The sequence below is a fragment of the Bdellovibrio sp. CKG001 genome (genome assembly GCF_055397465.1).
The window spans coordinates 973,057-987,951 of record NZ_AP029173.1 but is presented as its reverse complement, the minus strand read 5'-3'; the positions used below and the strand labels follow the sequence as shown (position 1 = coordinate 987,951).

Here is a 14,895-nt window from a genome sequence, read left to right as displayed (position 1 = left end):
AAATTCTGTGGACAATGCTGAGTGCCGCAAAAAGCGCTTACAATGCAAGCGCTACAGATCCAAACCAAGACGTATTGTTTTTTGTGCAATTCGACGCATCGGAACCTCTGCATCCAGATCAGCAAGTATCGCCCATGTGCTGGCTGAGTACACAAAAGCCCAAAAGACGTCCTTGTTCATTTGAAGCTGATATTTTTTATTGAAAACACGTCCCTCACGGGAAATGGCTTTGGCGTAGTCCCGTGTAAATCGGAACTTCCCTTCCGTCAAAAGATGGACGTTGGCCTTCATCAAAAAGTTCCAGAAAGCATCAAAGTCAAACTCTGCACCCTCTTTGGCGAAAAGGGCCGGAGCCATTTGACTGCATCTTTCGTAGTCTCGCTCTAAGAAATGCTGATAGAAGCGACTTTCAACCTTCATGCGTTCCCGGGGATAATCGATGACTCGACCAAAATCCAATAAAACCACTTTGCCGTCGGTGAAAAGAAAATTTCCCGGATGCAAATCACTATAGGTTAAACAATAGCCAAAGGCCGCCGTCGAAAGTGCTCCCAGAAGACTTTCGGCAGCGACATTCCTCTGTTCCTGAGTGGCTCGGGTTACAAAACTCTGAAAACTTTCAGCCTTGATGAACTGACTTACCAAAACTCTTTCGCGAATCAGATCGCGATGCACACGCGGAACAATGACCCCCGGAAAATCTGACAGAAGATTCCGAAACTTTTCCTGATTCAAAGCCTCTTGCTGATAATCGCATTCTTGCAGCAGCGACCGGCTGATCTCGGGTGTGATATTTGCCGCATCCTTACCCAAAAATGCCACCAAGGACTGCACCAACTCGAGTTTTTGAATCTGCTTATTTAAGGTTTCACGGATGTTGGGATGCTGGACCTTCACAGCCACCTCATCGCCATCAAGCAACCGGGCATAGTGGACCTGGCCTAGACTGGTGACGGCCAATGGTTCTTCCCGCCAGTAAGAAAAGACTTCTTTAATGGGCTTACCGTACTCTTCCTCAAGAATCTTTTGGATCACTTTGGGTTTTTCGGGAATTGCACGGGACTGCAAAGTACCCAGTGCCTGACGAATCTCCATGGGTAAACCCATTTCCAGAAAACTGGCCAACTGAGCCACTTTGACTGATACACCCTTTCGACTGTGCAAAGAATTTACCAGACGCTGAATAAACAAATGCTTAATCTTACCGCTAAGACTGTTCATGGATATGGCATCTTCTAGATACTCTTCCATGCCCTCGGACAAAGAGCGCACGGTCTGACTGTCCCGGTCTTGCGTGGCGGAACTCAAAGAGTCACGAATACGCTCCAACAGTTTTTGAGTTTCGGAGGAGGTCCGCTGTTTTCCCATTGACGGCAACGAGTCCTCGTAGAGCTCCATAAGCTTTAAGATGGGCCCCGGTATCGCACGCGCCCCAGTCTCCCAGCACGCAATAGCCCCACTGGAAACCTGAAACTCTTTCGCCAGCTCTCTTTGTGAAAGTCCCAGTTGTTCTCGAAGACGCACAAGGCGCTCTGCAGGGTGCAAGCTCTTCATTATGTCCATAGCTTCACGATTATAGTCAGAGTTTAGAACTTCGCAAGCGACGCGAAGTACGGGCAAATAAAACCCTCTCCCGTCCGCAAAAGAAAAACCCCGTTGATAAATTCAACGGGGTTTTCGGATTCAGCTTCAATAAATTTTGACTTACTTGATGTCCTGCAAGGACACAGAAACCATCGTGGAAACCCCACGCTCTTGCATCGTCACGCCGTACAACTTACCCGCCACTTCCATGGTGTGTTTGTTGTGGGTGACAACGATGATCTGAGAACGTTTGGCCATCTCACGAACCAGGTCGTTGAAACGGAAAACGTTGGCGTCATCAAGTGGAGCGTCAACCTCATCCAGCAAACAGTATGGAGAAGGTTTAACCAGGAAGATCGAGAACACCAGAGCCACCGCAGTCAGGGCTTTTTCACCACCCGACATCAAAGACACGTTTTGTGTCTTCTTGCCCGGAGGACGCGCCATGATCTCGATACCCGCTTCGCCTTTTTCCTCGTTTTCGATCAAGGTCAGATTCGCCTCACCGCCACCGAACAGAACCGGGAATACGCGAGTGAAACGATCGTTAACCAAATCGAAGGTCTCTTTAAAGCGCTTGGAACAGATTCTGTTAATACGATCGATCACTTTACGAAGCTGCTCTTTGGCTTCTGTCAAATCAGCGTGCTGTTTTGTCAGGAACTCATAACGTTGAGCTGTTTCTTCGTACTCTTCGATCGCAGACAGATTGACTTCACCGATTTTAGCCAGTTTTTCACGCAGGTCTTTCAACTGCGCGTCCGCCTCAAGGAAGTCCCCTTCACGGCCCGCGTATTTTTCAACTACGTCCGGAAGATTCAGCATGTAACGCTCACGGATCTGATCGATGAGGTACTGCTCTTTCATCTTGGCTTGTTCCAGCTTCAACTGGGAGTCATTCATTTTGTGCTGTCTTTCGTTGCGTGCACGCTGAGAAGACATGGCTTCTTCTTCGATGGCACGGGCAGATTCAGACATCACTTCGTATTCGTCTTTGGTGCGGCCGACTTGCAGTTTTAGCTGCTCAACTTCATCCAACAGACGTTCAAATTCGATTTTCTTTTCTTCCAAAGCCATCTGGCTTTCAGTCATTTGAGAGTTGTACCCTTGAGCCTCTTCGCTCATGCGGGTCAACTGGCTGTCCAAATCGTTCAAAGACTTGGTCACCATCTCAAGCTGCCTCAGGACACCTTGGTATTCCTGAGTTTTGGAAGCGGATTTCACCTGAAGTTCGGTCACTTCAGCCTGCAAACCGTCAAAGCCCTGACGGGTGCTGTTCAACTCTGTGTTCAGAGTTTCAACTTCCATCTCCAGAAGAACTTTCTTCTCGCGAGCTTCCAGCAACGCCGAATTCAGTTCTTCCAGTTTGGCTTCCTGAACTTCAACCTGTTCCGTGATCTTCTTCAGCTCACGCTCCTGTCTTTCAACAGCAGTTTGAGCATTCGCCAATTCGTTTTCAGCGCGCTCAAGGTCCTTACGAAGCTCAGTGACTTTGATTTCTTGTTCAATTTTGCGTTTTTGCGCACCTTCGAAGTCATTCAAAACGTTTGCCAGTTGCTCTTCTGTTTTCTTTAGAGCCGCTTGAGCCAACGCCAGCTTGCCTGCGAATTCGTCTTTTTTCTCGGACAATTCTTTGATTTCACGACGACGTTTCAAAACGCCAGAGTCTGCAGATTCAGAAGAACCACCTGTCAAAACTCCGTCAGCTGTCAGGGTGTCCCCGTCAACAGTCACGAAAGTCCAACCCTCGTAACGAGGACGCAAAGCCAAAGCCGTGCGGATGGAATCCACAATCGCAACACCATCAAGCAGGTAAGCCACTGTGTTCTGGAACTTGTCAGCCGACTTAACAACGTCTTTCAAGATCGCTTGAACGCCCGCTTCAGAGGAAGGAGCCGCCGCGCGGTTCAGACCTTTGCCATTGTCATTTGCAGACAAGAAGCTGGAGCGACCGGATTTATTTTCTTTCAAGTGAGTGACAGCATCCAAGGCGATATCTGCATCGGAAGAAAGAAGCATTTGCAGGCGAGAGCCCAATGCCGCTTCCATAGCCACTTCATATTCAGCCGGAACTTCAACAACCTCAGAAACCGGTTGGAAGTGAGTCACAACAGAACCGTCCGCCATCATTTCCTGAGTGCGGGTTTTCTGCCACAACATGACCTGCTTCACACCCTCTTGGAAACCTTCAAAGTTGTTTTGCAGGTTTTCCAAGCCGTACAAGCGGGACGCCACTTCGTTCAAGCTGTCTTTAAACTGTTCCACTTCAGCTTTTTTAACTGCCGCGGAATCCATAAGGATCTTTTTGTTAGCTTCGAAGGAATCAACGTCGTTCGCCAGATCCAGTTGCATCTGACGTTCTTTTTCAAGTTCGTTGAAGACCTTCTTGCGACGGGCTTCAAACTCAACTTGTTTTTCACGAAGTTCGTTCAGAACCAGTTGTTCGTTGTCCTGGCGCTCGGTGATGTCAGCGATTTGTGCTGTCAAAGAGTTCACACGGGCATCCAAAGAAGACTCAGACTGACCCACGGCGAACAACTCACGACGTTTGGTCGTCAGTTCTTCATCCACAACAGAGATACGAGAATTGGAGTTTTGGAAGATCTCGTTTTTCTGAGCGAAAGTGGCCGCCAGTGTTTCGGCTTCCTCTTTCAGTTCAGCAACCTGTTCATCCAAAGCCGCTTTATCACGAGTCAGAAGCTCTTTACGGGCTTCCTGCTCTTGCAGGATCGTGCCGGTCATTTGTTCGTTACGACGGGCCTGTTCGATTTCAAAACGAAGTTCCTGGATTTCCAGTTCTTTCTTTTGAACCGTGGATTGTTTTTCGTGGTACTGGGTCTGCTGTTCTTCCACCATCTTTTCTTTTTCAAGAATTTGCAGTTTCAGAACTTCCAGTTGGCCCTGCAAAGTGGAAAGGTTGGTTTCGCCTTCCACTTCCATGCTTTGTGCTTCATTGAAGATCGCCTGGGCTTCATCGGCAGCGCGCTTCAACTCAATGTACTGAGCTGAAGACAACCACAGATCCAGGTCTTCAATTTGATTTTTGATATTGCGATAGCGTTCCGCACGCTGAGCTTGTCTTTGCAAAGAATCAATCTGGCGTTTCAACTCGCCGATGATGTCCTGCAAACGTACCAAGTTCTGGTCGGTGGAAATCAATTTACGCTGGGATTCTTTTTTACGAGCTTTGAACTTCGTGATACCCGCAGCTTCCTCGATAAGCATACGACGATCTTCCGGTTTCGCAGTGATGATCTTACCGATCATACCCTGAGCGATAATGGAGAAACCTTTGGCACCGGCACCGGTGTCCATGAAGATCTCCTGAACGTCTTTCAAACGTGCAGGCTCTTTGTTCACGAAGTACTCACCCTCACCGCTTCTGTACAGGCGACGAGTGACCATGATCTCGGAATGTTTGATGTATTTGGCAGGGAACGCGCCCCCGTCATTTTCCAAAGTCAGAGAAACTTCGCACATCCCCAATGGCGCATACCCCTCCGCACCACCGAAGATAACGTCCGTCATCTGGGAACCACGCAGGTCCTTGGCAGACATCTCACCCATGACCCACATAAGCGCGTCAACGATGTTGGATTTACCGCAACCATTAGGTCCGACGATCCCCGTGATACCAGCATCGAAGTGGATCACTGTGCGGTCTTTGAATGACTTAAAACCAATCAGTTCAATCTTTTTAATTCTCAAGGTACAATCCCCTCTTGAGTACTTCCCCTCAAATACAAGCCCAAGGTCTAGCTAGACCAAAGACCATTAGAATTTCGCGAGTGTTGGGAAGCATGTCAACCAGAGCCTCTCAAAAGAGCCCCTAACGCTGAAAACTTAAGCAGACTTACAACCGATTTACATGTCGCATTAAGAAAAGGTGCCTGGTTGTTTTTTCTGGCTACGGCGCAGCAGAAATCGGAGCTTCTTACAAGTCCCACATCGACTGAGCCCACGGACTTTTAAGAAAACAACAGATCTCACCTGATGCGTTGTAGCCAGAAAAAACAACCAGGCACCTTTTCGGGGAATGAAAAACGGCGCGCCGAGGGGGTCGGTGCGCCGTTGAATATTCTGATTTTAGAGAAGGAATATTCAGACTACATACAGGTAACAATTTGACCAGAAGTCGTCTGAACCACAGATCCAGGGTGGCAAGTATGAGTTACGCCACATGTCCCTTGTTCAATCATTCCATACTGGTTCTGCCAGCGAACTGTTTGGCCGTTACAGTTAATCGCCGAACCATTACCTGACGTCGTTGTGCAATAGTTCTGCGGAACTTGTTGGCCCGTGGAAGTCTGAACACACTGACCGTAAGCATTGTAAGAGTAGCCATTCCCCACGCCCGTGTTTGCGCAAAGAGTGTTTGTCACAACGGCATTGTTCACATCGCGACATTGATAGGTGGAATAACCATTCTGATAACTATTGTTGTAGCAGTATGAATTGTCCACCTGAGTGCTTGTTCCATTATAGGAGTTCACCTGGAAGCAGCGATAGGCTGTCGTCGTGGTGGTCGTCGAATTCCCTTTATCCTTGCTACAGTTTGCCAAGCCAACTGTCATTGCAGTCAGCGCCAAGGCTTTCATCATCGTCAGAATATAGTTTTTGATTTTCATAAAATTTGTTCCTTCTCTATGCCTATCCCTAAAGCAAATCCACGGCCACAGCGGCACCAAGGACAAATCCAATTAAGATTTCAAGGAGTTATAAGACCGTGTAAGAAAGATGGAGCAAATTTAAATCGTCTGCCACTTTGACAGTGACGACAATTGTCGTTTTGAAAAGGCATTAATCACTTCATGGTTGTTCCACAATGAAACAAACAACTTAGGACTGTGCAGGAATTTTAAACACTTTATAGGCAGCCCCTCGTCCACTTCCTGACTCGAAATTGACGAGGGCCCATTTCACACTTTTATCCCTGGCTCTATGCCTCTGGTGTCGGGCGCGACAGCTTGCGCGCAATCAGGCGACAGGCCACTTCCATTGGATCACTCCACGCGGCCGGCCGATCGCTAAGCAGCGACACAACTTCTTTTCGCCCGAAAACCCGGGCCAAATCCAAGGCAGTCATTCCATGGGGATTTTTAAGATCTGTCATAGCCCCCTGAGCCAGCAACAACTCAACAACACGCACATGCCCTTTAAAGCAGGCCCCCATCAGAATGGAGTTCCCCATATCATCCAGGGAATTCACATCGGCTCCATGCTCAATTAAAAGCTCCGAAGCCTCTTCCTGGTCATGATAAGCCGCCAACATCAATAAAGTGTGACCTTTGTGGTTGCGGATCTCAATATCACCTCCGAATGCCAGATATTGTCGAAGGGCCTCACAGTTCCCCGTGCGGGCCTCTTCGAAGATTTCAGGCTCCATCACCATTGTTCTTTTAAATTCTTCCCAAGTAGGCATAAAAAACTCCTTTAACTAATGATGAGACGGCGCCCGGTGCTCTGCATCCGTGTACACACGAATCCCCATCAACTTTGCAAGCCCCAGTCCATAATCCTGATGAACACGCATAAAGACATCGATCTGGCGGCGCACGATTTCTTCCGGCACCTGCCCGCTCTTCATGTGTTCAGCGATATTATTCAGCAACTGATCCTTCTGATCCGGAGTCATCAAGTTAAACAGCGCCCGGCACTGGGAATAATCATCATTGCCCTCGCGATGGTTGAAACGATCCATAGTGGCGTCATCTAATCTTAAAGGTGGCTCGCGATACTGTTCCTGCTGAACCGGGCCTCCGTAAGAATTCGGCTCATAAAAGGCGTGATGATATTCCGGGGTATCAAAGCGCATGGCTCCGTCCAGATGATAGTGATGAACCTCCACCTTGGGTCTGTTCACCGGAAGCATTTCATAATGGGTCCCGATGCGATAGCGATGAGCATCGGCATAAGCAAAGGTACGCGATTGCAGCATCTTGTCCGGCGACCACGAAATTCCCGGGACCATGTTGTTCGGATTAAAGGCCGCCTGTTCGATCTGCGCAAAATAGTTCACAGGGTTGCGATTCAGCTCAAAGTGCCCAACCTCAATCATCGGGAAATCCCCGTGTGGCCACACCTTGGTCAAATCAAATGGATTATAAGGAGTATGTTTGGCCTGCTCTTCCGTCATAATCTGTACATAGAACTTCCAACGAGGGAAATCCTTGGCCTCGATGGCGTTATACAGATCTTCCTGGTGACTTTCCCGCGTGCGCCCAACCAGCTCCGCCGCTTCATGATTGCGCAAATTACGAATACCCTGCTGAGTTTTAAAATGAAACTTCACCCAATGGCGCTCGCCTTTTTCATTAATAAATGAATACGTGTGCGAACCAAAGCCGTGCATGTGTCTATAAGTCGCAGGCAAACCTCGATCCGAAAACAAAATCGTCACCTGATGACAACTTTCCGGACTGAGTGACCAGAAATCCCACATCGCCGTGGGGCTACGTAAGTTGCTGCGCGGGTCCCGCTTCTGAGTGTGAATGAAATCCGGGAACTTGTAGGGATCGCGCACAAAGAAAATGGGAGTGTTATTTCCCACCAGATCAAAGTTTCCTTCTTCAGTATAGAACTTCATGGCAAAGCCACGCACATCACGCTCGGCATCGGCAGCCCCCCGCTCTCCAGCCACCGTGGAAAAGCGAATCAGCATATCTGTCTTTGTACCTTTTTTTAGAAATTTAGCCCGTGTGTATTTACTGATATCATGTGTGACAGTCAAAACACCAAAAGCTCCCGAGCCTTTGGCATGAACAGTTCGCTCGGGGACACGCTCTCGATTCTGATGGGCCAGCTTTTCAATCAGGGCCACATCCTGCAAAACCAACGGACCGCGAGCCCCTACAGTCATCGAGTTTTGATTGTCCGCCACGGGGGCCCCTGCCGTCGTTGTCAGACCATTTTTCGTGCGTGCCATATACTTCCTTTCGTGAGTTTTTAAACGACCCAGACAGAATAAGTAGCAACAGCTTCAACTTTGAATGAGGTTTCGTTAATGTTGTTACCTGGCGGCAACGAAGATCGGATCTTTGCAAAAATACAAGAACGGGAGCTCTCCTCTGCGGTCATAGAACTTGGTAATTTAACGCAATTTAACAAAGATTTTATGCTGGCGACGTGCTTTTTACTCGGTCTTAATTCACTTGGCGATAATATCCGACACAGGAAGGAGGCCCCATGCAGTACAAAAAAGCAGAGCCCGAATACAGACCCAAAAAGACTAATGCGGAAATCGCATTCACTGTTCTGATAACAACATTGGTCTTCGGAATTCTTGTCACATACTTTACAAAATAGTCTTACAAAAAAGCCCTCGTTAAGAGGGCTTTTTTACATATTCAGATTTAGTGTAACTTTTTGCCAACCAACGCAGCTCGTGCTGCCGCCAGTCTGGCAATAGGAACGCGGAACGGAGAGCAGGACACATAGTCCAGACCCACACGGTGGAAGAATTCAATTGAATCCGGATCACCACCATGTTCACCGCACACACCGACTTTCAAATCCGGCTTCGCGCGACGACCCAATTCCACACCCATCTTCACCAAAGAGCCCACACCCACCTGATCGATGGACATGAACGGATCTTTTGGCAGGATGCCTTGAGAAACGTATGAACCCAGGAAGCGACCGGAGTCATCACGAGACAATCCCAACGTCGTCTGAGTCAAATCGTTCGTACCGAAGCTGAAGAAGTCTGCATGCTCTGCAATCGCATCCGCAGTCAGGCAGGCACGAGGAAGCTCAATCATGGTTCCAACTGTGTATTCGAACTTCACGTTCTTTTCAGTTTGAACCTTCTTCACTTCACTGATCGCCTGGCCACGCAGGGTATCGAGCTCTTTGTCGGTCGCCACGAGCGGGATCATGATTTCCGGAGCCAATGTTTTGCCTTCAGAGATCAACTGGGCCGCAGCTTCCGCAATCGCGCGCACCTGCATGGTGTAAATTTCTGGATAAGTGATTGCCAAGCGGCAACCACGATGACCCAGCATCGGATTGAACTCATGCAAAGATTTTACTTTCGCGCGCAGACGTTCGTAGTCTGTGTTCAAACGTTTTGCCAGTTCCTTTGTTTCTTCATCCGTGTGAGGAACGAACTCGTGCAATGGCGGATCCAGCAAACGGATCGTCACTGGCAAACCATCCATGATCTTGAACAAGCCATAGAAGTCTTCACGCTGCATTGGCAATAGCTTTGCCAATGCTTTTTCACGGTCCGCTTTGTTGTCAGCAATGATCATTTCACGAACGGCATCAATGCGGTCCGCGCCGAAGAACATGTGCTCGGTACGGCAAAGACCGATACCTTCAGCCCCAAAGTTACGCGCAGTTTGTGCGTCTTTCGGGGTGTCAGCATTTGTGCGAACCTTCAACTTACGGATGCCATCGGCAATCTTCATAATACGTTCGAAGTTGCCATCAAGCTTCGGCTCAATCGTTTTAACTTCACCCAGGAAGACTTCCCCGGTGGAACCATCCAAAGTGATCACGTCGCCCTTTTTAAGAACGTACCCTTTCACTTTCATGGTCTCGTTGCGATAATCCACTTCAATGTCACCACAACCCGCCACGCAGCATTTACCCATACCACGCGCCACAACCGCTGCGTGAGAAGTCATCCCCCCGCGAGTCGTCAGGATACCTTGAGCTGCCACCATGCCGGCGATGTCTTCCGGAGATGTCTCAATACGCACAAGAATGACTTTCTTGCCTTGCTCTCTCCACTCAACCGCTTCTTCGGATGTGAAGACGATTTGACCGTTCACACCACCCGGAGACGCTGGCAAACCTTTGGCCAAAGTGGTTTTCGCCGCCTTAGGGTCCAATGTCGGGTGAAGCAACTGATCCAAAGCAGATGGATCCAGACGCAGGATCGCCTCATCCTGCGTGATCAATTTTTCATCGATCATATCGCAGGCAATTTTCAGTGCTGCTGCCGCCGTTCTTTTCCCGTTACGGGTTTGCAGCATCCACAGAACACCACGTTCAATCGTGAACTCGATGTCCTGCATATCGCGATAGTGGGCTTCTAGTTTTTTATAAATATCGACCAACTGACTGTAGGCCTGCGGAAGAGCTTCCTCCAAAGACATCACACCCGCTTCTGCCGCTGCGACTTTTGTGATCGGCTGCGGAGTGCGGATCCCCGCCACCACGTCTTCACCCTGGGCGTTGATCAGGAATTCACCGTAGAAAGCTTTTTCCCCCGTGGACGGGTTGCGTGTAAATGCCACACCCGTTGCAGAGTCATCACCCATGTTTCCGAAGACCATGGACTGAACGTTTACGGCCGTACCCCAAGCCGCAGGGATCGAGTGAAGTTCACGATAAGTGATCGCACGCGGAGTGTTCCATGAATGGAAGACCGCAGAGATCGCGCCCCACAACTGATCCCAAGGATCCGCCGGGAAGGACTGACCCGTCATCTGATGAACCAGGTCTTTGAACTTCTTCACCAGAAGCTTCAGATCCTCAACAGTCATTTCAGTGTCTAGCTTGTAGTGCTTTTCTTCCTTCATATCCTCCAGAGTCACCTCCAGAAGGGAAGAATTCATGCCCATCACAACGTCAGAGTACATTTGGATGAAACGACGGTAAGAGTCCCAAGCAAAGCGAGGATTATTTGAGGACTTCGCCAAACCTTCAACAGTCTGATCATTCAGACCCAGATTCAGGATGGTGTCCATCATACCCGGCATGGAAGCACGAGCTCCGGAACGAACGGAGACCAACAACGGGTTGGCCACGTCGCCGAACTTTTTGCCGATTTTGGCTTCCACTTTCTTCATGGCCTCCAGAACAGAGGGACGAACCCACTCTGGCAGTTTTCCACCGGCTTCATAGAAGTGAGCACAGATCTCTGTAGAGATTGTGAAACCCGGAGGCACCGGAATACCCAAAGAGGTCATTTCCGCCAGATTGGCGCCTTTGCCCCCAAGGATGTTTTTCATTCCCGCATTGCCTTCGGAGTCCCCGGCGGCAAAGAAGTACACAAACTTCTGAGGAATGGTGGTTTTGGTCGTTTTATTTTCAGAGTTTACATTCTGGTGCATTAGTCTCCCCCACCGAAAAGTAAATTTATCGTCTATACGATGTAATAAAACATCGCTAAACCCTTAATATCAATGAAATTTATTGGCGCACCGAGGCTCTGTTTAATAGAGCTAAGATTCCACCCTCCGGGGTTGCGGAGACTCGCGGAAAAGCTTTCATTTATCGAATACTTAGGCATTTTTACAGGCTGACACAATACTGACACATTCCTGACGCCAACAAGCCACCCGCCGTGCTAGAAGAGCGCATTCATAAAATTCAAAGGAGAAAACCGTGAAAACACTTGCGTTCGCTCTGACCTTGCTTGTGGCCAGCTCGTCTTTTGCCTTCCCAAACTGCACTCAACTGGAAGCTCAAATGATGACCCAGGTGGCCTCGGTGGAACCTGTTTCCGAGACCCAATGCCGCGTAAAACTGGCGTGGACTGGCAACTGGATGTTCAATCCTTCGTATGTCTGCCCTCTGGATATCGACGAAGCCAGCTCTTTTGGCGTAATCACCTCCTGCAACTACAAAGTGGGCTCACAGATTGACGGCATCGTCTATCGCAATGTCGATGGTGATCCGGCCCACCTGTCATTGTACTAAATACATTCATGTGATTTTTGAATAATAACTTATTTCTTATTCACTTACCAAAAATCACACCGCTTGTTACAAGCCTATCCGTCATCACACATGGGGAGTTATTAAATGAAATTGTTTATTTTTGTCCTGTCTTTGTTCGCGGTTTCCACATCCTTCGCCAAAGGCCAAAAACTGGAAAACCTAAAAGAACTTTGTGCCTTGGAAGCTGAACACGAAGAGGACTACGACAACACTTTTGCAGAGCTGGGCACTCTGGACATCAAAGAAATCAATTCTTTGACCGCGTTTGAGCTGAAACTAGTGAATGCGCACCTGGTGCAGGAACAGTACACAACAAAAGCTCTGACTTTTGCTGAAATCAAAAAGTTCTTCTCTGAAGAGGGTGAACAACCTTTTAATGACCTGCACGTCATCACCTTCCAATCCAAAGTGACCGGTCGCACTTACATTCAGGTTAAAACCTGGCCGGGTGACAATCCTTATGGACTGATCTTTGATGCAAAGACGGGCAAAACACTGGCTCACAATGGCGATGACAGCATTGTGCTTCTGACTCAGAACGGCCCTTACTCCTGCTGGAGCTTGAACAAGTAGTTTTTCGAATGAGATGGAAATAAAAAAGGGAGCGGTAACGCTCCCTTTTTTGTTGCTGCTTCAGCTTACGGGCCGACAGGCCCTTCAGCTCTGCCGGCTGGAGCCGTGCTTCAGCTCTGCCGGCTGGAGCCGTGCTTCAGCTCTGCCCCTGACGGGCAGTTTATTGATTGAAAGTCTTCAGTTTTGCCGCGATGTAGGTACCCAGTTGAGAGATCGCTACACGCTCTTGGGTCATCTTGTCACGGTGACGAACGGTCACAGCCTGGTCGTTGATGGTGTCAAAGTCCACCGTCACGCAGAACGGTGTTCCGATTTCATCCTGACGACGGTAGCGCTTACCGATAGAACCGGATTCATCCAAAGTCACATCGAAGTCTTCTGCCAGTTGGTCACGAACTTTGTCGGAAATGGACGTCAGTTCTTCCTTCTTGGACAAAGGCAATACCGCCACTTTGTACGGAGCAATTTCCGGGTGCAAGCCCAGAACCACGCGTACGTCCTCTTTACCCGCCTCATCCGTGGTGATTTCCTCACGATAAGCATCGCACAGGAAGGCCAGGAACAGACGGTCACAACCCACGGCTGTTTCAATCACGTAAGGGATGTATTTCTTTTTGTTCGGTTCATCGAAGTATTCCAGACTTTTGCCAGAGAACTTCATATGCTGAGTCAAATCGAAGTCTGAACGGTTGTGAATACCTTCCAATTCAGAGAAGCCCATCGGGAATTTGTATTCCACGTCCACTGCTGCGCGCGCATAGTGCGCCAGTTTGTCATGGTCTTTGAATTTCAGATTTTCAGGCTTGATACCGTACTTGATATAGAAGTTCCAGCGGCGCTCTTTCCACTCCATAAAGAACTTTTCATCCGTGCCGGGCTCAACAAAATACTGCATTTCCATCTGTTCGAATTCACGTGTGCGGAAAATGAAGTTCCCCGGTGTGATCTCGTTGCGGAAAGACTTACCAATCGCCGCAATACCAAATGGAATCTTATAGCGAGAGGACTGCTGACAGTTCAGGAAGTTCACAAAGTGCCCCTGAGCCGTTTCCGGACGCAGGTAAATCACGCTGGCAGAATCCTCCAATGGTCCCATATGGGTTTTGAACATCAGGTTGAAGTTACGCTCTTCCGACAGGTTTTTGCTGCCACAGTTCGGGCATTTCTTTTCGTTGATGTAGGAGTCCGTGTTATCGGCACGGAAACGAGTCTTACAGTCTTTGCAATCCACCAAAGGATCCGAGAATCCATCGACGTGGCCCGAAGCCTTCCATACCGTTGGGTGCATCAAAATAGCTGCATCCAAGCCCACGATATCCGGGCGACGGGTCATGGCATTCCACCATGCACGTTTCACATTTAACTTCATCAATGAGCCCAGAGGACCATAATCCCAGCAACTTGCAAGACCACCATAGATCTCACTGGATTGGAAAACAAAACCACGACGTTTGCTGAGGCTGACAAGAGTATTGAGGTCCTCACAATGCTTAATTTTCATACAGAACTCCACAGGTTGGGTTTCAAGTTAATATGGGGTCTAGAACCAGTCAAGAAATCAGGGTCCTCCCTTGCCTGAGGCCGGGTCCTCGGAGAAGCTATTCCTATGCAGTGCATCCGAAAAAGCTTCTATCTTCTGACCCTTTTTTTGAGCCTTTCCATCCAGCCCGCACAGGCGCAGTCCGTGTCTAAATTCGTGACGAACGAAGAAAAGATCCGTGAAGAGATGATCGGCATTTCCCGCGAACTGGGAGTGACCTGCAACGCCTGCCACAATGTTCAGAACTTCAAAGCCGACGATAAAAAGGCCTTTAAAGTCAGCAAAGAGCACATGAAGTTGACGCAAATGCTGAGGGACAATGGCCTTGACGGAAAAAAAGGCCCCAAAGCCACCTGCTACATGTGTCATCGTGGGAAAATGATGCCCGACTACAAAGAGCCTGCTAACGCAAAGGCTTTCTAGATTTCCTCTGGTCTTACAAAAAGTCCACTCTTCCATGAACCTTCCAGGTCGCTCTTTCGTCTAAAGTGACATGCCCTCCAGTCCCCTCGTTGACTCTCGCT

Annotated in this window: 10 protein-coding genes; 3 read left to right on the top strand and 7 right to left on the bottom strand. The window is 48.8% G+C overall.

Translation table 11 applies throughout. The annotated features are described in order from the left end of the window. Positions 1-51: 51 nt before the first annotated feature. The 6 genes from ACZ50P_RS04850 to ppdK all read right to left on the bottom strand — a co-directional run bounded on the left by ACZ50P_RS04850 (position 52) and on the right by ppdK (position 11,648). Complete coding sequence (locus ACZ50P_RS04850) at positions 52-1,554, bottom strand: AarF/UbiB family protein (RefSeq protein WP_464133882.1); 1,503 nt, start codon at positions 1,552-1,554, stop codon at positions 52-54. Between the two features lie 150 nt (positions 1,555-1,704). Next, entirely contained in the window at positions 1,705-5,292 is a 3,588-nt protein-coding gene (gene smc / locus ACZ50P_RS04845; RefSeq protein WP_464133879.1) for a chromosome segregation protein SMC, read from the bottom strand. A 398-nt stretch (positions 5,293-5,690) separates the two neighbouring features. Then, positions 5,691-6,212: a hypothetical protein gene (locus ACZ50P_RS04840; RefSeq protein WP_464117849.1), complete on the bottom strand. Its 522-nt coding sequence runs from the start codon at positions 6,210-6,212 to the stop codon at positions 5,691-5,693. A gap of 311 nt (positions 6,213-6,523) precedes the next feature. Continuing rightward, complete coding sequence (locus ACZ50P_RS04835; RefSeq protein WP_464133877.1) at positions 6,524-7,006, bottom strand: ankyrin repeat domain-containing protein; 483 nt, start codon at positions 7,004-7,006, stop codon at positions 6,524-6,526. Positions 7,007-7,021: 15 nt separating this feature from the next. Continuing rightward, on the bottom strand, positions 7,022-8,509 hold the full coding sequence (locus tag ACZ50P_RS04830; RefSeq protein ID WP_464133874.1) for a catalase: 1,488 nt from the start codon (positions 8,507-8,509) through the stop codon (positions 7,022-7,024). 427 nt (positions 8,510-8,936) lie between these two features. Beyond that, the gene (gene ppdK / locus ACZ50P_RS04825; RefSeq protein WP_464133872.1) at positions 8,937-11,648 is read right to left on the bottom strand and encodes a pyruvate, phosphate dikinase; all 2,712 of its coding nucleotides are present in this window, start codon (positions 11,646-11,648) and stop codon (positions 8,937-8,939) included. A gap of 274 nt (positions 11,649-11,922) precedes the next feature. On the opposite strand from ppdK, the gene ACZ50P_RS04820 reads away from it, so the two are divergent. Next, on the top strand, positions 11,923-12,237 hold the full coding sequence (locus ACZ50P_RS04820) for a hypothetical protein (RefSeq protein WP_464133871.1): 315 nt from the start codon (positions 11,923-11,925) through the stop codon (positions 12,235-12,237). A gap of 105 nt (positions 12,238-12,342) precedes the next feature. Beyond that, a complete protein-coding gene (locus ACZ50P_RS04815; RefSeq protein ID WP_464133868.1) occupies positions 12,343-12,831 on the top strand; it encodes a hypothetical protein in 489 nt (162 codons plus the stop codon). Positions 12,832-12,991: 160 nt separating this feature from the next. On the opposite strand, the gene ACZ50P_RS04810 is transcribed toward ACZ50P_RS04815, so the two are convergent. After that, positions 12,992-14,332 (bottom strand): glycine--tRNA ligase, encoded by a 1,341-nt coding sequence (locus tag ACZ50P_RS04810; RefSeq protein WP_464133866.1) that lies wholly within the window; start codon positions 14,330-14,332, stop codon positions 12,992-12,994. Between the two features lie 105 nt (positions 14,333-14,437). On the opposite strand from ACZ50P_RS04810, the gene ACZ50P_RS04805 reads away from it, so the two are divergent. Then, positions 14,438-14,794, top strand: a complete 357-nt coding sequence (locus ACZ50P_RS04805; protein ID WP_464117860.1) for a photosynthetic reaction center cytochrome c subunit family protein — start codon at positions 14,438-14,440, stop codon at positions 14,792-14,794. The last annotated feature ends 101 nt before the right edge of the window (positions 14,795-14,895 follow it).

What these genes read in the sequence shown, in the direction of transcription:
- ACZ50P_RS04805 (WP_464117860.1), top strand. Translation starts at nt 14,438, where the DNA reads ATGCAGTGCATCCGAAAAAGCTTCTATCTTCTGACCCTTTTTTTGAGC.
- ACZ50P_RS04835 (WP_464133877.1), bottom strand. Translation starts at nt 7,006, where the DNA reads ATGCCTACTTGGGAAGAATTTAAAAGAACAATGGTGATGGAGCCTGAA.
- ACZ50P_RS04840 (WP_464117849.1), bottom strand. Translation starts at nt 6,212, where the DNA reads ATGAAAATCAAAAACTATATTCTGACGATGATGAAAGCCTTGGCGCTG.
- ppdK (WP_464133872.1), bottom strand. Translation starts at nt 11,648, where the DNA reads ATGCACCAGAATGTAAACTCTGAAAATAAAACGACCAAAACCACCATT.
- ACZ50P_RS04850 (WP_464133882.1), bottom strand. Translation starts at nt 1,554, where the DNA reads ATGAAGAGCTTGCACCCTGCAGAGCGCCTTGTGCGTCTTCGAGAACAA.
- ACZ50P_RS04815 (WP_464133868.1), top strand. Translation starts at nt 12,343, where the DNA reads ATGAAATTGTTTATTTTTGTCCTGTCTTTGTTCGCGGTTTCCACATCC.
- ACZ50P_RS04810 (WP_464133866.1), bottom strand. Translation starts at nt 14,332, where the DNA reads ATGAAAATTAAGCATTGTGAGGACCTCAATACTCTTGTCAGCCTCAGC.
- ACZ50P_RS04830 (WP_464133874.1), bottom strand. Translation starts at nt 8,509, where the DNA reads ATGGCACGCACGAAAAATGGTCTGACAACGACGGCAGGGGCCCCCGTG.